General features: G+C 70.1%; 17 protein-coding genes. 4 read left to right on the top strand and 13 right to left on the bottom strand.

Annotation, left to right across the window (positions count from 1 at the left end):
• Positions 1-154: 154 nt before the first annotated feature.
• The 11 genes from KY49_RS10280 to hutH form a co-directional block, all read right to left on the bottom strand.
• Positions 155-1,567 carry an aspartate aminotransferase family protein gene (locus tag KY49_RS10280; protein WP_042584417.1) on the bottom strand — a complete coding sequence of 471 codons (1,413 nt, stop codon included), beginning with the start codon at positions 1,565-1,567 and terminating at the stop codon, positions 155-157.
• Positions 1,568-1,595: 28 nt separating this feature from the next.
• Entirely contained in the window at positions 1,596-2,933 is a 1,338-nt protein-coding gene (locus KY49_RS10285) for a glutamine synthetase family protein (protein WP_042584418.1), read from the bottom strand.
• 12 nt (positions 2,934-2,945) lie between these two features.
• Positions 2,946-3,755, bottom strand: a complete 810-nt coding sequence (locus tag KY49_RS10290) for a gamma-glutamyl-gamma-aminobutyrate hydrolase family protein (protein WP_042584660.1) — start codon at positions 3,753-3,755, stop codon at positions 2,946-2,948.
• Between the two features lie 102 nt (positions 3,756-3,857).
• Positions 3,858-4,082 (bottom strand): hypothetical protein, encoded by a 225-nt coding sequence (locus KY49_RS10295; RefSeq protein WP_042584661.1) that lies wholly within the window; start codon positions 4,080-4,082, stop codon positions 3,858-3,860.
• Between the two features lie 240 nt (positions 4,083-4,322).
• Complete coding sequence (hutG, locus tag KY49_RS10300) at positions 4,323-5,120, bottom strand: N-formylglutamate deformylase (RefSeq protein WP_042584662.1); 798 nt, start codon at positions 5,118-5,120, stop codon at positions 4,323-4,325.
• A gap of 58 nt (positions 5,121-5,178) precedes the next feature.
• A complete protein-coding gene (locus KY49_RS10305) occupies positions 5,179-6,555 on the bottom strand; it encodes a formimidoylglutamate deiminase (RefSeq protein ID WP_042584419.1) in 1,377 nt (458 codons plus the stop codon).
• Between the two features lie 11 nt (positions 6,556-6,566).
• Complete coding sequence (gene hutI / locus KY49_RS10310) at positions 6,567-7,790, bottom strand: imidazolonepropionase (protein ID WP_042584420.1); 1,224 nt, start codon at positions 7,788-7,790, stop codon at positions 6,567-6,569.
• A gap of 4 nt (positions 7,791-7,794) precedes the next feature.
• Positions 7,795-8,445 (bottom strand): HutD/Ves family protein, encoded by a 651-nt coding sequence (locus tag KY49_RS10315; RefSeq protein ID WP_042584421.1) that lies wholly within the window; start codon positions 8,443-8,445, stop codon positions 7,795-7,797.
• A gap of 2 nt (positions 8,446-8,447) precedes the next feature.
• A complete protein-coding gene (hutU, locus tag KY49_RS10320) occupies positions 8,448-10,136 on the bottom strand; it encodes a urocanate hydratase (protein WP_042584422.1) in 1,689 nt (562 codons plus the stop codon).
• A 37-nt stretch (positions 10,137-10,173) separates the two neighbouring features.
• The gene (hutC, locus tag KY49_RS10325; protein WP_042584423.1) at positions 10,174-10,869 is read right to left on the bottom strand and encodes a histidine utilization repressor; all 696 of its coding nucleotides are present in this window, start codon (positions 10,867-10,869) and stop codon (positions 10,174-10,176) included.
• Between the two features lie 4 nt (positions 10,870-10,873).
• Positions 10,874-12,397 (bottom strand): histidine ammonia-lyase, encoded by a 1,524-nt coding sequence (gene hutH / locus KY49_RS10330; RefSeq protein WP_042584424.1) that lies wholly within the window; start codon positions 12,395-12,397, stop codon positions 10,874-10,876.
• A gap of 216 nt (positions 12,398-12,613) precedes the next feature.
• Here hutH and KY49_RS10335 point away from each other — a divergent pair, with 216 nt between their 5' ends.
• A complete protein-coding gene (locus tag KY49_RS10335; protein ID WP_042584425.1) occupies positions 12,614-13,549 on the top strand; it encodes a glutamate/aspartate ABC transporter substrate-binding protein in 936 nt (311 codons plus the stop codon).
• A 7-nt stretch (positions 13,550-13,556) separates the two neighbouring features.
• Here KY49_RS10335 and KY49_RS10340 read toward each other — a convergent pair whose 3' ends face one another.
• The gene (locus KY49_RS10340) at positions 13,557-14,330 is read right to left on the bottom strand and encodes a 4'-phosphopantetheinyl transferase family protein (protein ID WP_042584426.1); all 774 of its coding nucleotides are present in this window, start codon (positions 14,328-14,330) and stop codon (positions 13,557-13,559) included.
• Positions 14,331-14,587: 257 nt separating this feature from the next.
• Between KY49_RS10340 and KY49_RS10345 the strand changes: the two genes are divergently transcribed.
• On the top strand, positions 14,588-15,529 hold the full coding sequence (locus KY49_RS10345; protein WP_042584427.1) for a LysR substrate-binding domain-containing protein: 942 nt from the start codon (positions 14,588-14,590) through the stop codon (positions 15,527-15,529).
• A 34-nt stretch (positions 15,530-15,563) separates the two neighbouring features.
• Here KY49_RS10345 and KY49_RS10350 read toward each other — a convergent pair whose 3' ends face one another.
• Positions 15,564-16,544 carry an acetyltransferase gene (locus tag KY49_RS10350; RefSeq protein ID WP_042584663.1) on the bottom strand — a complete coding sequence of 327 codons (981 nt, stop codon included), beginning with the start codon at positions 16,542-16,544 and terminating at the stop codon, positions 15,564-15,566.
• A 331-nt stretch (positions 16,545-16,875) separates the two neighbouring features.
• On the opposite strand from KY49_RS10350, the gene KY49_RS10355 reads away from it, so the two are divergent.
• Both KY49_RS10355 and KY49_RS10360 read left to right on the top strand, forming a co-directional pair.
• Positions 16,876-18,243 (top strand): MFS transporter, encoded by a 1,368-nt coding sequence (locus KY49_RS10355; RefSeq protein ID WP_042584428.1) that lies wholly within the window; start codon positions 16,876-16,878, stop codon positions 18,241-18,243.
• On the top strand, positions 18,230-19,279 hold the full coding sequence (locus KY49_RS10360) for a lactonase family protein (RefSeq protein ID WP_042584429.1): 1,050 nt from the start codon (positions 18,230-18,232) through the stop codon (positions 19,277-19,279). The genes KY49_RS10355 and KY49_RS10360 overlap by 14 nt, the downstream gene beginning before the upstream one ends.
• The last annotated feature ends 29 nt before the right edge of the window (positions 19,280-19,308 follow it).

The following is a 19,308-nucleotide window of genomic DNA, read 5'->3' on the forward strand; positions in this document are numbered from 1 at the left end:
ACCAGTCGTCGGCGCCTCACGCCTCGGCGTAAAGCAGGGTCACTGGTTCGATCCCAGTACCGCCACCAAAGAATTCACGGACCTGCATCTCACGACGCAGGTCCTTTTCGTTTTCGTGATGCAGCTTTTCGCACGCGCCGATCGCCCCACCCGCTCAGCCGATCCCCACCCGCTCCACCGTCGCATCGAACGCCCGCTTCGCCTTCTCGACGATCTCGTCGACCTCGGCCTCGCCGACCACCAGCGGCGGCGACAGCAGCATCCGGTCGCCGGTCGCGCGCATGATCAGGTTGCCGTTGAAGCAGAAGTCGCGGCAAATCGTGCCGACCTCCCCGCCACGCTCGAAGCGCACGCGCCGCGCCGGCTCGCGCGCGAGCTGAACGCCCGCGACGAGCCCCGCGCCGGCAATCTCGCCGACGATCGGATGCCCGCCCAGCGCGTCGCGCAACCGGCGCTGGAAATACGGACCGATGTCGCGCTTCACGCGCGCGACGATCCCCTCGTCGCGCAGCAGCTTCAGGTTCGCGACCGCGACCGCCGCCGCCACCGGATGGCCCGAGTAGGTGAGGCCGTGGTTGAATTCGCCGTTGTCGATGATCGGCCGCGCGACGCGCTCGTGGATGCCCACCGCGCCCATCGGGACGTAGCCGCTCGTCAGCCCTTTCGCGAGCGTCATCAGGTCCGGCTCGAAGCCGAAGTGCTGGTGCGCGAACCATTCGCCGATGCGCCCGAAGCCGCCGATCACCTCGTCGGCGACGAGCAGGATGTCGTACTTGCGGCAGATCCGCTGGATCTCCGGCCAGTACGTCGACGGCGGGAAGATCACGCCGCCCGCGCCCTGGAACGGCTCGCCGATGAACGCGGCGACGTTCTCCGCGCCGAGTTCGAGAATCTTCGCTTCGAGCTGCTGCGCACGCGCGAGGCCGAACGCCTCGGGCGTCTCGCCGGCTTGCGCTTCGCCGAAGAAGTACGGCTGGTCGATGTGCACGATGTGCTCGACCTTCGACGGCATCTGCTCGTGCATGTAGCTCATCCCGCCGAGCGTGCCGCCCGCGATCGTCGAGCCGTGATAGCCGTTGCGACGCGAGATCACGTACTTCCTCTGCGGCTGGCCCTGCACGCGCCAGTACTGGTGCACGACGCGCAGCACGGTGTCGTTGCCTTCCGAGCCGCTGTTGCAGTAGAAGAAGTGGTTGAAGCCCGGCGGCGTGACTTCGGCGAGCAGCTTCGACAGTTCGATCACCGGCGGGTGCGTGGTCTTGAAGAACGTGTTGTAGAACGGCAGTTCCTGCAGTTGCCGGTAGGCGGCGTCGGCGAGTTCCTTGCGGCCGTAGCCGACGTTCACGCACCACAGGCCCGCCATCCCGTCGATGATCCTGTTGCCGTCCGAATCCCACAGGTAGACGCCGTCCGCCTTCACGATCACGCGGCTGCCCGCGCGATTGAGCGTGCCCATGTCGGAGAACGGGTGGATGTGGTGCGCGGCGTCGAGCGCGCGGTATTCGGCGGTGGTGCGGGCCGTGGGCGCGGCGGGCTCGATCCGGGCCGGTTCGTTGCGATCGGTCATGTGTCCTCCGGAGTGCGGTGGTGCGCGCTCACACGTGCAGCAGCAGATGCCGGCGCTCCCATGAACTGATCACGCGGAAGAACGCCTCGTATTCGGTTTCCTTCAGCGCGAGATACGCCTTCACGAACTTGTCGCCGAGAATCTCCGCGAGCGGCGTGCACGCAGCCATCGTCGAGATGCCTTCCTCGAGATTGCGCGGCAGCTGGTAAGGCAGGTCGTAGCCGTCGGACGCAAGCGGCTGGGTCGGCTCGAGCCGCTGCGCGATGCCGAGATAGCCGGCGGCGAGCGTCGCCGCGAACGCCAGGTACGGGTTGCAGTCGACGCCCGGAATGCGGTTCTCGATGCGGCGCGCGAGCGGGCTCGACTGTGGAATGCGGAAGCCGACCGTGCGGTTGTCGTAGCCCCACTGCACGTTGATCGGCGCGGCCATGAAGCGCGACAGCCGGCGGTACGAGTTGATGTACGGCGCGAAGATCGGCATCAGCGCCGGCGTGTACGTCTGCAATCCGGCGAGATAGCCACGAAACAGCGGCGTCACGTCGCCTTTCGCATCGGCGAACAGGTTGCGGCCGGTTTGCGGATCCGCGAGGCTTTGGTGAATGTGCATCGCGGAGCCGGGCTCGCCTTCCATCGGCTTCGCCATGAACGTCGCGTACATGTTGTGCCGCAGCGCCGCTTCGCGCACCGTGCGCTTGAACAGGAACACCTGATCGGCAAGCGACAGCGCGTCGCCGTGCATGAAGTTGATCTCCATCTGCGCGGCGCCGACCTCGTGGATCAGCGTCTCGATGTCGAGCCCCTGCATTTCGCAGTACTCGTAGATGTCCTCGAACAGCGGATCGAATTCATTGACTGCCTCGATCGAATACGACTGGCGGCCCGTCTCCGCGCGCCCGGTGCGGCCGACCGGCGGACGCAGCGGCAAGTCGGGATCGGCGTTCATGTCGACCAGGTAGAACTCGAGCTCGGGCGCGACCACCGGCTTCCAGCCCTTCGCCTTGTACAGGTCGAGCACGCGGCGCAGCACGTAGCGCGGCGAGATCTCGACCGGCGAGCCGTCGAAGTGCACGCAGTCGTGGATCACCTGCGCGGTCGGGTCGACCGCCCACGGGATCAGGCAGATCGTCGACGGGTCGGGCACGCACACCATGTCGGGATCGGTCACGCCGGTCAGCGAGCCGTCTTCCGGATATTCGCCGGTGACGGTCTGCACCATCACCGCCTGCGGCAGCCGCATCGATTCGCCGGACTCGAACTTGTTGCGCGGGATGATCTTGCCGCGCGCGATGCCGGCCATGTCGGGAATGATCGCCTCGACCTCGGTGATGCGATGCTGCCTGAGGAATTCGTCCAGTGCGGGTTGCATGATCGGCCTCTTTCAGTCCACGACATGTGCGTCCGGCGGCGCGGTTTCGCCGTCGACGGCCGCACGGATACGGTGCGTCATGTGCGCGCGGCACGCCGCGCCGAATGCCGCGAAGATATCGCGCGACAGCGGCTGCTCCGCGAACCGCCATTCGGGATGCCACTGCACGCCGAGCGCGAACGCGCGCGCGCCGCGCACGCTCACGGCCTCGATCAGGCCGTCGGGCGCGCTCGCCTCGACGACGAGCCCCGCGCCGACGCGCGCGATGCCCTGGCCATGCAGCGAATTGACCGTCGCTTCGCACGCGCCGCGCGCGATCCGCTGCAGCAGGCCGCCCGGCGCGAAGCGCACGACGTGTGCGGGACCGTATTGCGCGTCGAGCGGATCGGACGGCGTCTCGCGATGGTCGGCGAACCCCGCGGTCGCATGCAGCCGCTGATGCAGCGTGCCGCCATACGCGACGTTCATTTCCTGCATCCCGCGGCAGATCGCGAGCACCGGCACGCCGGCGTCGATCGCCGCGCGCATCAGCGGCAGCGCGGTCGCGTCGCGCGCCGGATCGTGCAGCGTGCCGGGCGCGCTCGCGTGCCCGCCGTAACGATGCGGCTCGACGTTCGAATGGCTGCCGGTGAACAGCAGGCCGTCGACCGCCGCGACGAGCGCGTCGACCGGCTGGCGCATGCCGAGCGCGGGCAGCACGAACGCGAGCACGCCCGCGCCGTCGACGAGCGCGGCAAGGTACTTCTCCCCCGCCGCATGCGCCGGATGCGCGCCGCACATCATGCGGTCGGCGGTCACGGCGACGATCGCGCGCGCCCTCATGATCGCGTCTCCCGAAGCATCGTCGCGCGCACGCGCAACGACGCGCCGCATGCGTCGCGCTGCGGTATGCGGTGCGGCCCGGAACGGATGAGGCAAACGGCGCTAGGGCAACAACGACGCGCTGCCGTCGCACTGAATCGCGCTGAACGCGCGCGTGGTCACGAGATTGAAGCGGCGCAGGCCGCGATGGGACACGGCGGTGAGGCAAGGCTCGCTGGACAGGGCGGAATGCGTGCCGCGATCGGCATGCCGGAGCGGACCGGCACGACGCGGCGCGCCCGCCGACGGACTTCGCGTCCGCTGGATCGAAGGGCTGGCGGCTTTCACGATCGTACTCGACTGACGGATGAACGCTGAACACGTGTCGCATTGCAGCGCGCGGTTCGACCCGTGCAGCGACACGCAAGCAAGCCGTCGTTTGTGACGGCTTCCTGACATTCAGCTTATATCACCTAAAAATTGCGTCAAATTTTCAAGCGTTCGCGTCGGTATTAACCCTGACAAAAACAATGGCGGCATCGATTCGCAGAATCGATGCCGCCTCGTGCAATGCGTCGCCGGTCGCGTTCAGCGATACGCGAGCGCGGTCTCGGCGAGCGTCTGCAGCAGCGGCGACACCCGCGCGGCGCGCGCTTCGTCGTACGCGTACGGACGCGTCTCTTCCATGTACGTGATCTGCGCGAGTTCGAGCTGCACGGCCTGCACGCCCGTCTCGGGCACGCCGTAATGACGCGTGATGTAGCCGCCCTTGAAGCGGCCGTTCGCGACCGCCGTGTAGCCGCCATGCGCGATCACGCGCTCGGCCAGCGCCTCCGCGAGGCCGGGCGCGGCGCTCGCGCCGTTCGCGGTGCCGAAGTTGAAGTCCGGCAGCCGCCCGTCGAAGAAGCGCGGCACGTGCGAGCGGATCGAATGCGCCTCCCACACCAGCACGCGGCCGTGCTCGCGCTTCACGCGTGCGATCTCGCCCTGCAGCGCTTCGTGGTACGGCCGCCAGTAGCGGTCGCGGCGGCGCAGGATCTCGTCGTTGCCGGGCAGCGCGCCGGCCGGATAGAGCGGCGCCTTGTCGAACGTGTCGACCGGCACGAGGCCCGTCGTGTCCTGCCCCGGATACAGGTTCTCGTTGTCGGGCGGCCGGTTCAGGTCGACGACGTAGCGCGCATGCGACGGCACCAGCACCGATGCGCCGAGCGCGACGGCGAAGCCGTACAGGCGCTCGAGGTGCCAGTCGCAATCGTCGACGAAGCGCGCGTCGGGCGTCATCGTCGCGGCGATGTCGTCTGGAATGAACGTGCCCGCGTGGGGAATCGAGATCAGCAGCGGCAGCGTGCCCTGCTTCAGCGTGAATACAGCCGGTTGGTCGGTCATGTCGGTCCCGTGTCGGTCGGACGGCGCGCGCCCCGCGGCGCGCGCCGGTTGCCGCGCATCAGCGCAGCAGTTGCGCCAGCGCGGCGCGGTAAGCGGCATACGCGGCGGCTTCGTCGCGATGGCGGCGTTCGCGCACGACGCATTCGCCGCCCGTGTAGACGTCGCGCACCGGCGTGTCGCCGTGCTCGGCGAACACCGCGCCGGACAGCCACGCCGCGCCGTCGTGCTCGGCAATCGCCGGGTGATCGGGATCGAGGACGAGCCAGTCGGCGCGGCAGCCCGCGCGCAGCGCGCCGATCCGCCGCCCGCTCGCCTGCGCGCCGCCGGCCAGCGCCGCGTCGAACAGGCGATCCGCGACGCAAGGCTGCGCGTCGCTCGCGAGCACGTTGCGCGCGCGATGCACGAGCCGCTGCCCGTATTCGAGCAGGCGCAATTCGGCGCGCCAGTCGACCGACGCATGGCTGTCGGAGCCGATGCCGATCACGCCGCCGTGCGCGAGATAGTCGACGGCCGGGAACACGCCGTCGCCGAGGTTCGCTTCGGTCGTCAGGCACAGGCCGGCGACCGCGCGACGCTGCGCGAGCGCCGCGGTCTCGGCCGCGTCGACGTGCGTCGCGTGCACGAGGCACCAGCGCGCATCGACGTCGAAGCGGTCGAGCAGCCACTGCACGGGGCGCGCGCCATAGGCGCGCACGCAGTCGTCGACCTCGGCCGTCTGTTCGGCGATGTGGATATGCACGGGCGCATCATCGGACAACCCGTCGAGCAGCGTGCGCAAGCCCGCTTCGGACACCGCGCGCAGCGAGTGCGGCGCGACGCCGTAGCGCAGCGCGCCGCACTCGGGCGCGGCGCGGCGCATCGCGTCGAGCAGTTCGAGTAGGCCGTCGGGCGTGTTGATGAAGCGGCGCTGGTCGTCGCGCGGCGGCTTGTTGCCGAAGCCCGCGAACTGGTACGACACGGGCAGCATCGTGATGCCGATGCCGGCCGCGCGCGCGGCGTCGATCACGCGCACGCCGAGCTCGGCGAGCTGCGGATAGCGCGAGCCGTCCTGCGCGTGATGCACGTAGTGGAATTCGCACACCGACGTGTAGCCGCATTTCAGCATCTCGACGTACAGCCAGCGTGCGATCGCCGCAAGCGCGTCGGGCGTGATCTTCAGCGCGAAGCGGTACATCAGGTCGCGCCAGCTCCAGAAGCTGTCGGACGGGTTCGCGCGGTATTCGGTGAGCCCCGCCATCGCGCGCTGGAACGCGTGCGAGTGCAGGTTCGGCATGCCGGGCAGCACCGGCCCCGCCGCGCGCGCGACGCCCGCCGGCGCATCGGTGTCGGGCGTCACCTCGGTCAGCGTGCCGGCCGCGTCCCAGCGCAGCAGCACGTTGCGGCGCCAGCCTTCAGGCAGGTAGGCGTGCGCCGCGAACAACGTCGTGTCGGTCATCGTGGGTCCCATCATCCGTTCGTGCGGCGAAACACGGTCGTCCCGCCGCGCACGACCTGCTCGCACAGCGGGCGGCCGATCCAGTAGGCGAGCTCCGCGAGCGAGCCGACCGACCACACCGCGAAATCGGCCTGGCGGCCGACCTCGAGCGCGCCGTGGCGGCCTGCGCGGCCGAGCGCCGCCGCCGCATGGCGCGTGACGCCCTGCAGCACTTCCGGCACCGTCATCCGGAACAGCGTGCAGCCGAGGTTCATCGTCAGCAGCAGCGATTCGAGCGGCGACGTGCCCGGGTTGTGATCGGTCGCGAGCGCGATCGGCACGCCATGCTTGCGCAGCAGGTCGAGCGGCGGCAGTTGCGTCTCGCGTATGAAGTAGTACGCGCCGGGCAACAGCACGGCGGCCGTGCCGGCCGCCTTCATCGCCTCGATGCCGGCTTCGTCGAGAAATTCGAGGTGATCGGCGGACAGCGCGCGATAGCGCGCGGCAAGCGCGGTGCCGCCCGCGTTCGACAGTTGCTCCGCGTGCAGCTTGACCGGCAGCGCGCGCCGCGTCGCGGCCTCGAACACGCGCTCGGTCTGCGCGAGCGAGAAGCCGATCCGCTCGCAGAACACGTCGACCGCGTCGACGAGCCCTTCGTCGGCAAGCGCCGGCAGCATCCGTTCGCACACTTCGTCGATGTACGCGTCCGCGCGGCCCGCGTATTCGGGCGGCAGCGCGTGCGCGCCGAGGAAGGTCGTGTAGACGCTCACCGGGAAGCGCTCGCCGAGCTGCCGCGCGACGCGCAGCATCTTGCGCTCGCTCGCGAGGTCGAGCCCGTAGCCCGACTTGATCTCGATCGCGGTCACGCCTTCGGCGAGCAGCGGCTGCAGGCGCGCGGCGGCCTGCACGAACAGCGTCGTCTCGTCGGCCGCGCGCGTCGCGCGCACCGTCGACACGATCCCGCCGCCCTGCCGCGCGATTTCTTCATAGCTGACGCCCGCGAGCCGCTGCGCGAATTCGTCCGCGCGCGTGCCGCCGTACACGAGGTGCGTATGGCAGTCGACGAGCCCCGGCGTCACCCACGCGCCGTGCAGGTCTTCGCGCGCCCAGTGCGCATAGCCGTGCGGCAGCGCGGAGAACGCGCCGAGCCAGACGATCGCGCCGGTTTCGTCGACGGCGATCGCCGCGTCGTCGATCGTCTCGTCGGGATGGCCGTGCGGACACAGCCTCAGGTGATGCCAGACAGTCGATTTCATGCGATCAGTTCGTATCGGTAGCGTCGAGCGACACGGCGAGCAGCGCGCCGTCGCCGCTCACCGCGACGTCGAGCGCACGCTGCAGCCCGTCGAGCCGCAGCGTGTCCAGTTCTTCCAGCGTGCAAGTTGCGCCGTCGAGCGCGACCTGCACCGTCCCGTTCGCGCAGAACAGCAGCACGGTGTCCGCGCGCGCGATGCGATGCGTGCCGGCGCGCCACGCGGCGACCGACCCGCGCGTCGTCGCGCGGCGCGTCATCAGGTTGAAGTCGCGCGTCGGGCCCTCGTGCAGCGTCGCATCGATCGCCGTCTCGCCCGCGAAATCCGCGCGCGCGAGCGGCGCATCGAGCACGTGGCGCGCGCCGTCTGCCGCCGCGAGCGTCATGCCCGCGCCGGACAGCAGCACCAGCGTGCGGTCGATGCCTTCGAAGTGCGAGAACGGCCCCGCCGCGGCGACGTCCGCGACGCTCACGCGCCACGCGAACGCGTCAAGCGCGGCGCCGGGCGGCGCCCCGAAGGAAGTCCCCTTGGGGAAATGCGCGGCGATCTCGCGCGTCACGCCGCCGCCGTTCTTCCACGGCGACGCGACGAGATCCGCCGCGCGGATCAGCGCGGCGGCCAGCGTCGCGTTCACCGGCGCCTGGTCGTGCGCCGTCATGCTCAGCGGCCGAGCATCGGCAGCTTCAGGCCGGCTTCGCGGGCCGTCTGCTGCGCGAGTTCGTAGCCGGCGTCCGCATGGCGCATCACGCCCGTGGCCGGGTCGTTCAGCAGCACGCGGCCGAGACGCTCGTGCGCTTCGGCGGTGCCGTCCGCGACGATCACGACGCCCGAGTGCTGCGAGAAGCCCATGCCCACGCCGCCGCCGTGGTGCAGCGACACCCACGACGCGCCGCCTGCCGTGTTCAGCAGCGCGTTGAGCAGCGGCCAGTCGCTGACCGCGTCCGAGCCGTCCTTCATCGATTCCGTCTCGCGGTTCGGGCTCGCGACCGAACCCGTGTCGAGGTGATCGCGGCCGATCACGATCGGCGCCTTCAGCTCGCCGTTCTTCACCATCTCGTTGAACGCCTGGCCGAGGCGGTAGCGATCCTTCACGCCGACCCAGCAGATCCGCGCGGGCAGGCCCTGGAACGCGATGCGCTCGCGCGCCATGTCGAGCCAGTTGTGCAGGTGCGGATCGTCGGGGATCAGCTCCTTCACCTTCTGGTCGGTCTTGTAGATATCCTCAGGATCGCCGGACAGCGCGACCCAGCGGAACGGGCCCTTGCCTTCGCAGAACAGCGGCCGGATATACGCCGGCACGAAGCCCGGGAAGTCGAACGCGTTCTCGACGCCCATTTCCAGCGCCATCTGGCGGATGTTGTTGCCGTAGTCGAGCGTCGCCGCGCCGCGCTGCTGCAGCGCCAGCATCGCGCGCACCTGCACCGCCATCGACTGCTTCGCGACCTTCACGATGCTCTGCGGATCGACCTTCTGCGCCTCGCGCCACTGCGCGACGGTCCAGCCCTGCGGCAGGTAGCCGTTGATCGGGTCGTGCGCGCTCGTCTGGTCGGTCACGCAATCCGGCGTGATGCCGCGCTCGACGAGCTCCGTGAACACGTCGGCCGCGTTGCCGAGCAGGCCGATCGACACCGGCTTGCCTGCGCGCTTCGCTTCCTCGATCATGCCGAGCGCCTCGTCGAGGCTCGTCGCCTTCTTGTCGACGTAGCGGGTCTTCAGGCGGAAGTCGATGCGCGTCTCGTCGCACTCGACCGCGATCATCGAGAAGCCGGCCATCGTCGCCGCGAGCGGCTGCGCGCCGCCCATCCCGCCCAGGCCGCCCGTCAGGATCCAGCGGCCCGACGGGTCGCCGTTGAAGTGCTGGTTCGCGACCGCGAAGAAGGTTTCATAGGTACCCTGAACGATGCCCTGGCTGCCGATGTAGATCCAGCTGCCGGCCGTCATCTGGCCGTACATCATCAGGCCCTTGCGGTCGAGCTCGTTGAAGTGGTCCCAGGTCGCCCAGTGCGGCACCAGGTTCGAGTTCGCGAGCAGCACGCGCGGCGCGTCCTTGTGCGTGCGGAACACACCGACCGGCTTGCCCGACTGGACCAGCAGCGTCTCGTCCTCGTTCAGGTCCTTCAGCGATGCGAGGATCTGGTCGTAGCATTCCCAGTTGCGCGCCGCGCGGCCGATGCCGCCGTACACGACGAGCGCGTGCGGGTGCTCGGCGACTTCCGGGTCCAGGTTGTTCTGGATCATCCGGTACGCGGCTTCCGCGAGCCAGGTCTTGCAGGTTTTCTCGCTGCCGCGCGGCGCGCGGATCGTGCGCGTCGGATCGAGACGGGGATCGATGTGTTTCGGATGGTTCATGACGACTGCTCCCGAGGGAAATGGAAAATCAACAGATTCAGAAATGCCCGGTGAAGCGATAACGGCTGCCGGGATGCCACAGATTCGCCACCGAGGCGACGACGCCCTGCGACCAGGTGCGCCGATGTAAAACCAGACACGGTTCGACGTCGTCCATCCGAAGCTGCTCGCGCCGCTCCGGCGCGGGTGCGGCCGCTTCGATCCGGTACTCGACGCGCTGCAGCGGCGCCGCGCGCATCAGGTACTGGTTCGGCGTCGTGTTCGTGAAATCCTGCTCGGCGTAATCCGGCGCGACCGCCGGATTCACCCATCGCTCTTCGAGCTGCACCGGCTCGTCGTTCTCGAAATGCAGCACCTGCGAATGAAACAGCTTCGCGCGCACCGCGACCTGCATCTCGTCCGCGAGCGCCTCGTCGGCCCTCACGGTCTCGAGGCCGAGCACGCTCGCGCGATGCGCGTGGCCGCGCGCCGCCACCTCTTCCGAGATGCTGCGGATCGCCACCAGGGTCGACTCGTACTTCGGCCGCGCGACGTAGGTGCCCGCGCCCTTCAGGCGCGTGAGCACCTGCTCGGCCGTCAGCTCGCGCAGCGCGCGGTTGACGGTCATCCGCGCGACGCTGAACTCGCGGGCCAGCTCGTTCTCGGACGGCACCTGATCGCCCTCCGCCCACTCGCCGGCGTGAATGCGGGCCAGGATGAAGTCCTTGATCTCCTGGTAGACCGGTGCGCTCATCGCGTTACTGTTCCGATGCGAACGAGAACGGGCTGTGCTTCGCGAACGCACGCTCGCCGACCAGCTTCGCGATCACCGCGATGTCCGGCGCGAAGTAGTGGTCGAGCTCGTAGTGCGCGACCTTGCCGCGGATCGTCTCCATCACGGGCGCGAGCTTCGGGCTCGTGTGATGCGGCGCGCGCAGGTCGACGCCCTGCGCGGCGGCCAGCAGTTCGATCGCGAGGATGTGCTTCGTGTTGTCCGCGATGTCGGCGAGCTTGCGCGCGGCGAAGGTCGCCATCGACACGTGGTCTTCCTGGTTCGCCGAAGTCGGCAGCGAGTCGACCGACGCCGGGTGCGCGAGCGTCTTGTTTTCCGACGCCAAGGCGGCCGCCGTCACGTGCGCGATCATGAAGCCCGAGTTCACGCCGCCGTCCTTCACGAGGAACGGGGGCAGGCCCGACAGCGTCGCGTCGATCAGGAGCGCGATGCGGCGCTCGGCCAGCGCGCCGATTTCCGATGCGGCGAGCGCGAGGTTGTCGGCCGCGAACGCGACGGGTTCCGCGTGGAAGTTGCCGCCCGACAGCACTTCGCCGGTGTCCGGGAAGATCAGCGGGTTGTCCGACACGGCGTTCGCCTCGACCAGCAGCACGTCGGCTGCATGGCGCATCTGGTCCAGGCACGCGCCCATCACCTGCGGCTGGCAGCGCAGGCTGTACGGGTCCTGCACCTTGTCGCAGTCGCGGTGCGACTGGTTGATCGGCGAGCCTTCCAGCAGGTCGCGGTAGGACGCGGCCGCGTCGATCTGGCCTTGATGGCCGCGCAGCTCGTGGATGCGCGCGTCGAACGGCTTCACCGAGCCGGCCGCCGCGTCGACCGACAGCGCGCCCGCAACCAGCGCGGTGCGGTACAGGTCTTCGATCGCGAACATGTTGTCGAGCGCCAGCGCCGTCGACGCCTGCGTGCCGTTCAGCAGCGCGAGGCCTTCCTTCGCCTGCAGCGTGAGCGGCGCGAGGCCCGCGACGCGCAGCCCCTCGACCGCGCTCGCGCGCTCGCCGCGGATGAACACTTCGCCGACGCCGAGCAGCACGGCCGACATGTGCGCGAGCGGCGCGAGGTCGCCCGACGCGCCGACCGAGCCCTTCACCGGGATCAGCGGCAGCACGTCCGCGTTGAACAGCTTGATCAGCGCGTCCATCACTTCGCGACGGATGCCCGAGTGGCCGCGGCCGAGGCTCGACAGCTTCAGCGCCATCAGGAGGCGCACCGACGAGCGCGCCATCGGCTCGCCGACGCCGACCGCGTGCGACAGCACGAGGTTCTTCTGCAGCAGTTCGAGCTGGTCGTGCGGGATGTGCGTGCTCGCCAGGCGGCCGAAGCCCGTGTTGATGCCGTAGGCCGGGTCGCCCTTCGCGGCGATGTCGGCCACCGCCTTCGCGCCGGCGTCGATCTTCGCGAAGCTGGCCGGGTCGAGCACGAGCTGCACCGGTTCGCGGGCGATCTTGCGCAGTTGCGGGAGGGTCAGGTGGCCGGGGGTCAGCGTAATCATGTGAGCAATCCTGTCTAGACAAGTTCGAGATGGATGCAGTGTAGCCATCCGAACTTGTCTAGACAACCCGTTTTCCCCCGATTTCGACTCGGGAGTTTCCCTGATGCCCGGAATCGTCCACAGGCCGGCGCACGCTGGGTCGGTATTTATCACATGTTGCGATTATTTTTGTCTTGGCAACATACGATTCATACCATCCGCTGTGGAGAGGCCGCCATGAACACCCCGTCCCGTTCGTCCCCTTTGTCCGCTTTCACCGCCCTGCTCGCCCGCTGCACGTTCGCCGCCGCCTGCGCCGCGGCCTGCGCGCCGCTCGCCGCGGAGCCGCTCGCCGGCACGCTCGCGAAGATCCAGCAAAGCAACGTGATCGCGATCGGCCATCGCGAAACCTCGGTGCCGTTCTCGTACGTCGACGCGAGCGGCAAGGTGATCGGCTTCTCGCAGGACCTGTGCGACCGCGTGATCGCCACGGTCAGGGCGCGCACCGGCAAGCCGGACCTGCAGGTGCGCTTCATTCCGGTCACGTCGCAGAACCGCATGCCGCTCGTGCAGAACGGCACGGTCGACCTCGAATGCGGCGTGACGACGAATCTCGCCGCGCGTCATGCGCAGGTCGCGTTCTCGACCACCTTCTTCGTCGCGACGACGCGCCTGCTCACGCGCACGACGTCCGGCATCCGCGACTTCCCCGACCTGGCCGGCAAGACCGTCGTGACGAACCAGGGCACGACGTCCGAGCGGCTGCTGCGCAGGATGAACGAGGAAAAGAAGATGAACATGCAGATCATCAGCGCGAAGGACTACGGCGAGGGGCGCCTCACGCTCGAATCGGGCCGCGCGGTCGCGTACATGATGGACGATGTGCTGCTCGCGGGCGTGCGCCAGCTCGCCGCGAAACCGGCGGACTGGACGATCGTCGGCACGCCGCAATCGTCGGAGGCCTACGGCTTCATGCTGCGCAAGGACGATCCGCAGTTCAAGGCGCTCGTCGACGGCGTGCTCGCGCAGGCGATGAAGAGCGGCGAGATCAATGCGCTGTACGACAAATGGTTCATGAAGCCGGTGCCGCCGAAGGGTCTGTCGTTCGACTTCCCGATGAGCGACGTGATCAAGGCGCGCTACGCGGCGCCGAACGACACGCCGCTCGAATGAACGGCGCTCACGCGCGCGTCCACGCGACGCACGCCGCGTAGCCGGGCGCCGCGTCGAGCCACGCCGCGTCGAAGCCGGCCACGCCGGCCGCGGGCGCGGCGGGCGAGACGACCTCCACCGCCGGCGTCGCCGCATCGCGCGGCGGCACCACCGCGAACGCCCGCAGCCCGCCGCCGATGCCGGTGCCGAGCGCCTTGAGCAGCGCCTCCTTCGCGGACCACACGTGCATGAACGCGTCCGCGCGCGCGGGGTCCGGCAGCGCGTCGAGATAGGCGGCTTCGCCGGGCGCGCACACTTCGCGCGTCAGCCCGCGCCAGTCGGTCGCGCGGTCGCAGCGCTCGATGTCGACGCCGACCCGGCAGCCGGCCGACCACGCGATCAGCGCGTGATCGCCCGCGTGCGACACGTTGAAATCGAGCGACGGATGATGCGGGTGATGTGCGGGATCGAGCGCCGGCCGGCCGGCTTCGCCGACGACGAGCGCCACCGCCTGCGGCGCGATGCCGAGCTGCGCGCCAAGCACGTCGCGCAGCGCGACGCGCGTGCCCGCGCTGCGCACCGCGTCCTGCGAACGCAGAAAGCGGCCCGCCCGTGCGCGTTCGGCGTCGCTCAACGCCGCATACGCGGGCGACGCGAGCGGCACCTGCCAGTCGAAATCGACGCGCACGACCTGCACGCCCGCGCGGCGCGCGGCCGCCGGCACGTGGAGCGGATGCGCACGATAGGCGCGATGCGCGGCGTGCGCGTCGCAGGCGGAATCGGGAGCGGACGGGAGGGTCATCGACGCGGGACCGGCAGGACGAAAGGTCCGATGTTAATCGATCGCCGTGCGCGCGGCGCGGTTCGACCGCGCACGACCGTGCCCGCCGGCGCATGCCGCGCCCGCGCCGCCGCGTGGCGCGCATGGACGACGCCCGGCGCGCCGGCCGTGTCGCTCGAATTCGCCATCATGCCTCCTCGCGCGGGCCGCCCCGGCCGAACTTGACGCATCGCGCAAACTCGACCAATCTTGCTGCTTCGTTCGCATGAATCCAACGCATGTCAACGCCACTCGTCCGTCTCCCGTCGCTGGACCTCGTGCGCGGCTTCGTCGCCGTCGGCCGCCGCATGAGCATTACGCTCGCCGCGCAGGATCTGTGCGTGACGCAATCCGCGGTCAGCCGCCAGGTGCATGCGCTCGAAGCGCATCTCGGCGTCGCGCTGCTGCAGCGCGGCTACCGCAAGATCGCGTTCACGCCGGAAGGCGAGCGCCTGTTCCGCATCGCCGACGCCGCGCTGCACAGCCTGCAGGACGCCGTCGGCACGCTCACCGCCGCGCGCGAGCGCCAGCCGGTCACGATCACCGCGAGCATCGGCGTCACGGCGCTGTGGCTGCTGCCGCGGCTCGGCGGGCTGCAGGCGCGCCATCCGGAGATCGACCTGCGCGTCGCCGCGAACGACAAGGTGCTCGACTTGCGCGCCGAAGGCATCGACCTCGGAATCCGCTACGCGCCCCTCGACCGTGCGCCGGAAGGCGCGCTGCACCTGTTCGACGAGACGGTGGTGCCGGTCGCGCACCCGGCGCATGCAGCGCGGCCGATCGCGGATGCCGCCGCGCTCGCGGGCCACGTGCTGCTCGAATTCGACGGGCAGCCGCAGACGCAGCTGCAGTGGCACGACCACCTGCGCGCGGTCGGGCTCGGCGATGCGCGCCCGAAGAGCGTGCTGCGCTTCAACCAGTACGACCAGGTGATCCAGGCGGCGATCGCCGGCCAGGGCATCGCGCTCGGGCGGCTCGCGCTCGTCGCGCCGATGCTCGCGGACGGACGGCTGACGGTGCTCGGGCCGCACCGGCCTGCCCCGCAGAACGGCTACGCGTACTGGCTGTACCAGCGCGACCCGACGCCGCGGCGCGAGGTGGCCGAGGTGCGCGACTGGATTCGCGCGGAAGCGGCCGAATGCGACGCGGCCGTGCGCGCGCAGGCCGCCGTGCAGGGGTAGCGCTCACCTGCGTGCGGCCGAACGCGACGCGACGTCAGTCCAGCCGGAACGCCGCCTCGAAGCGCGCGACGAACGCGTCGAATTCCGCTTCCGGCAGATGGTTGATGCCGGCGGCGCGCCTGCGCCCGCCGCCGGTCGGGAAGGCGCGGCAGAAGTCGTCGGCGCCGAGCGGTCGGCCGTCGGGCACGCGCACGCTGACGCAGAGCCCGCCGTCCGCGCGCGGCGACAGCACCGCGAGCGCGGCGCCGGGCGCATTGCGCATGCGTTCGTTCGCGAGCATGCCCGTCGCGCGCCGCGCCCACGCCTGATCGGGCATCCGGATCAGCGTCGCGCCCGGCATCTCGCGCAGCGGCGCCAGCGCGCGGGCGCGCGCCAGGTCGTCGCGGCAGCCGTCGCGCAGCGCGGTGAACACCGGCGTGCCGCGCACGAAGTCGAGCGGATCGGCGCACGGCAGCATCGCGTCGGCCAGCGCCGCGGGATCGAAATGCAGGTCGCCGACGCAGTCGCCGTATGCGTTGTAGTTCAGGTAGCGCCCGAGCTCCGCGAACGTGCGCGCATGCGCCGCGTCGATGCCGTGCGCGTGCGCGAGCACGTCGCCGAGCGCCGGCAGCTCGTCGCCGAACGCCGCGACGATCGCCCAGCGCACGTGGCGGCCGCCGAGGTAGCGGTTCACGAGCACGCTCGTGCACACGTCCGCCGCCGTGTCGATGTGCGCGTCGAAACGCGGATCGTCCGGCAGCGCGCCCGCGAAGTGATGATCGAAATAGCGGATCGCGACACCGTCGCTCAGCAGCCGGGCGACGGCGTCGCGATTCTGGTCGTGCGATACGTCCAGCACGGTGACCCGGTCGCCCGCGCGCGCATCGACCCGCGCCAGCAGGCGCACGTCGCGCTTCACGCCGGTGACGAGCGCGCCCCGCTCGCCCTCGGCGAGCCGCAGTTGCTGAAGCGCGCACAGGCCGTCCGCGTCGCCGTTGAAGGCGAAGAAGTGGCGTCCGCCGTCGAGTGCCTGCATCGTCCGTTTCCCTGTTCTGCAACGCGGCATGGCGCTGGAGCCGCTGCCGGTCGCGTCGATCACCCGATATTCTGACGCGACGGCGAGCGCGGCCGTCAATACCGCGCCGCAGGTGCAGCGGCAATCGGGCGCCGACAGGCCAACCATGTCATACGTCATCAGATATCAAGTCCACGCTTCCAAGCCGGCTCGAATCCATAAATCAACAACTTCCCGGGTAAACCCGCGCCCCCGGCGAGCGTGCCCGCGCGTAACATGTCATATGACGACGTACTACATGACCTCGCCGCGCGAGCGTCCGAAACGCCTGCCGCCCCGACCGGAGACACCCTTGAACACGCCCTCGCCCGCCCGATCCGGACGCGACCCGCTCGCGTCCGCCGTCTCCAAAGTGAAATGGTACGTGCTGCCGCTCGTGCTGATCATGTTCATCGCGAACTACATCGACCGCGTCAACGTCGGCTTCGTCGACCGCCATCTCGAGGCGTCGATCGGCATCGGCGCGGCCGCCTACGGGCTCGGCGCCGGGCTGTTCTTCGTCGGCTACGCGCTGTTCGAGGTCCCGTCGAACCTGCTGATGCAGCGCTACGGCGCGCGCATATGGCTCGCGCGCATCATGGCGACGTGGGGCATCGTCGCGGCGTCGATGGCGTTCGTGTGGAACGACACGTCGTTCTACGTGCTGCGCTTCCTGCTCGGCGCGGCCGAGGCCGGCTTCTTCCCCGGCGTCGTGCTGTACCTGACGCAATGGCTGCCGCCGCAGGAACGCGGCAAGGCGATGGCGATCTTCCTGGGCGGCTCGGCGTTCGCGTCGGTGCTGTCCGGCCCGGTCACGGGCGCGCTGCTGTCGGTTCGCGGCCTCGGCTTGCAGGGCTGGCAGTGGATGTTCCTGATCGAAGGGCTGTTCTCGGTCGTGCTGTGCGGCGCGAGCTGGCTGCTGCTGAAGTCGCACGTCCGCGACGCGACGTGGCTCACGCCGGACGAGCGCAGCGCGCTCGAACGCGCGCTCGACGACGAGCGCGCGACGCGCGACGTGCGTTCGCGCGTGCACGTGCCGGCGCTCGCGCTGCTGAAGGACCCGCAGATCGCGCTGTTCTGCTTCCTCTACTTCTCGATCCAGCTCACGATCTACGCGGCGACCTTCTGGCTGCCGACGATCATCCGCAGGATGGGCGGCCTCACCGACTTCCAGGTCGGGCTGTACAACACGATTCCGTGGATGATCGCGATCGGCGCGATGTACGGCTTCGCGGTGCTGTCCGCGAAATGGAAGCATCCGCAGCGCTGGCTCGCGTGCGCGCTCGTGCTGGCCGCGTGCGGGCTGTTCGCGTCGACGTCGCACGATCCGGTGTGGTCGTTCGCGTCGATCTGCTTCGCCGCGCTCGGCTTCAAGGCCGCGTCGTCGCTGTTCTGGCCGATCCCGCAGGGCTACCTCGACACGCGCGTCGCCGCGGCCGTGATCGCGCTGATCAACTCGATCGGCAACCTCGGCGGCTTCGTCGCGCCGACGGCGTTCGGCTATCTGAAGCAACATACGGGTTCGATCACGGGCGGCCTGTATGCGCTCGCGATCGCGTCGCTCGTCGCCGCGCTCGCCGCGCTGTTCGCCCGCACGCACCGGCGCGGCGACCCGTCGCGCGGCCTGCCGGCCGACGAACCGCTCACGTCCTCCACGATGCTCCGCCATGCCGAACACTGACCGCCTGACCGTCATCGTCTCGAACGCCGTCGACGGCGATCTCGCCACCTACTCCCTGGACGCCGGCGGCACGCTCGCGCCGCTCGGCCGGCATCCGGCCGGCGACGCCGTGATGCCGCTCGCGTGCAGCGCCGACGGTTCGCGGCTGTACGCGGCGACGCGCGGCGAGCGGCCGTCGATCGTCGCGTTCGACGTCGATCCGGGCGGCGGCGCGCTCACGCGCGTCGCGTCGGCCGCGATCGACGCGAGCCTCGCGTACCTGACGCTCGACGGCAGCGGCCAGTGGCTCTTCGGCGCGTCGTACGGCGGACACGCGCTGAGCGTCTACGACGCCGCGCGCGTGCGCGACGGCGACGGCGTGCCGCTGCAGGTGATCGGCGGCATCCCGAACGCGCATGCGGCGATCGTGTCCGCGGACGACCGTTTCGCGTACGTCAGCTCGCTCGGCTCGGACCGGATCTTCTGCTTCGAGCTGGCCCACGACATGCGCGGCCTGCGCGCGATCGAGCGCGGCGAGGCGCGCATCGAACGCGGCTTCGGGCCGCGCCACCTGCGGCTGTCGCGCGACGGCCGCACGCTCGTCGCGGTCGGCGAGTTCGAGGCCCGGCTCGCCGTGTTCGCGCGCGACCCCGACAGCGGCCGGCTCGGCGACGCGCACGTCACGCCGCGCCCGGCGATGCTCGCGCCACTCGCGCCGGGCCACCCGCGGCCGCCGGCGCCGGCCGAGCCGGCCGTCTGGGCGGCCGACCTGCACCTGAGCCCGGACGAGCGCTTCGCGTACGTGTCGGAGCGCACGACGAGCCGGCTCATCTGCTATCGCCGCCATGCGGACGGCGCGTTCGAAGCCGTGCACGCGACCGACACCGAAGCGCAGCCGCGCGGCTTCGCGATCGATCCGTCGGGGCGGTTCCTCGTCGCGTGCGGCGAGCGCTCGGAGCATGTGTCGGTGTATGCGATCGAGCCCGAGAGCGGCGTGCTGTCGCTGCGCGCGCGCGTGCCCGGCGGACGCGGCGCGAACTGGATCGCGATCGTGTGACGCGGCGCGCCACCCGTCATCGCTCAGCG

The organism is Burkholderia sp. MSHR3999, assembly GCF_000833595.1.
GTDB classification, from domain to species: Bacteria; Pseudomonadota; Gammaproteobacteria; order Burkholderiales; family Burkholderiaceae; genus Burkholderia; species Burkholderia ubonensis.

Bases quoted from the DNA above. Each gene is read 5' to 3' on its own strand.
- hutU (WP_042584422.1), bottom strand. From the start codon at position 10,136: ATGAACCATCCGAAACACATCGATCCCCGTCTCGATCCGACGCGCACG.
- KY49_RS10290 (WP_042584660.1), bottom strand. From the start codon at position 3,755: ATGAGGGCGCGCGCGATCGTCGCCGTGACCGCCGACCGCATGATGTGC.
- KY49_RS10305 (WP_042584419.1), bottom strand. From the start codon at position 6,555: ATGACCGACACGACGTTGTTCGCGGCGCACGCCTACCTGCCTGAAGGC.
- hutG (WP_042584662.1), bottom strand. From the start codon at position 5,120: ATGACCGACCAACCGGCTGTATTCACGCTGAAGCAGGGCACGCTGCCG.
- KY49_RS10360 (WP_042584429.1), top strand. From the start codon at position 18,230: ATGCCGAACACTGACCGCCTGACCGTCATCGTCTCGAACGCCGTCGAC.
- KY49_RS10345 (WP_042584427.1), top strand. From the start codon at position 14,588: ATGTCAACGCCACTCGTCCGTCTCCCGTCGCTGGACCTCGTGCGCGGC.
- KY49_RS10340 (WP_042584426.1), bottom strand. From the start codon at position 14,330: ATGACCCTCCCGTCCGCTCCCGATTCCGCCTGCGACGCGCACGCCGCG.
- KY49_RS10285 (WP_042584418.1), bottom strand. From the start codon at position 2,933: ATGCAACCCGCACTGGACGAATTCCTCAGGCAGCATCGCATCACCGAG.
- KY49_RS10335 (WP_042584425.1), top strand. From the start codon at position 12,614: ATGAACACCCCGTCCCGTTCGTCCCCTTTGTCCGCTTTCACCGCCCTG.
- KY49_RS10280 (WP_042584417.1), bottom strand. From the start codon at position 1,567: ATGACCGATCGCAACGAACCGGCCCGGATCGAGCCCGCCGCGCCCACG.
- KY49_RS10315 (WP_042584421.1), bottom strand. From the start codon at position 8,445: ATGACGGCGCACGACCAGGCGCCGGTGAACGCGACGCTGGCCGCCGCG.
- hutI (WP_042584420.1), bottom strand. From the start codon at position 7,790: ATGAAATCGACTGTCTGGCATCACCTGAGGCTGTGTCCGCACGGCCAT.
- hutH (WP_042584424.1), bottom strand. From the start codon at position 12,397: ATGATTACGCTGACCCCCGGCCACCTGACCCTCCCGCAACTGCGCAAG.
- KY49_RS10350 (WP_042584663.1), bottom strand. From the start codon at position 16,544: ATGCAGGCACTCGACGGCGGACGCCACTTCTTCGCCTTCAACGGCGAC.
- hutC (WP_042584423.1), bottom strand. From the start codon at position 10,869: ATGAGCGCACCGGTCTACCAGGAGATCAAGGACTTCATCCTGGCCCGC.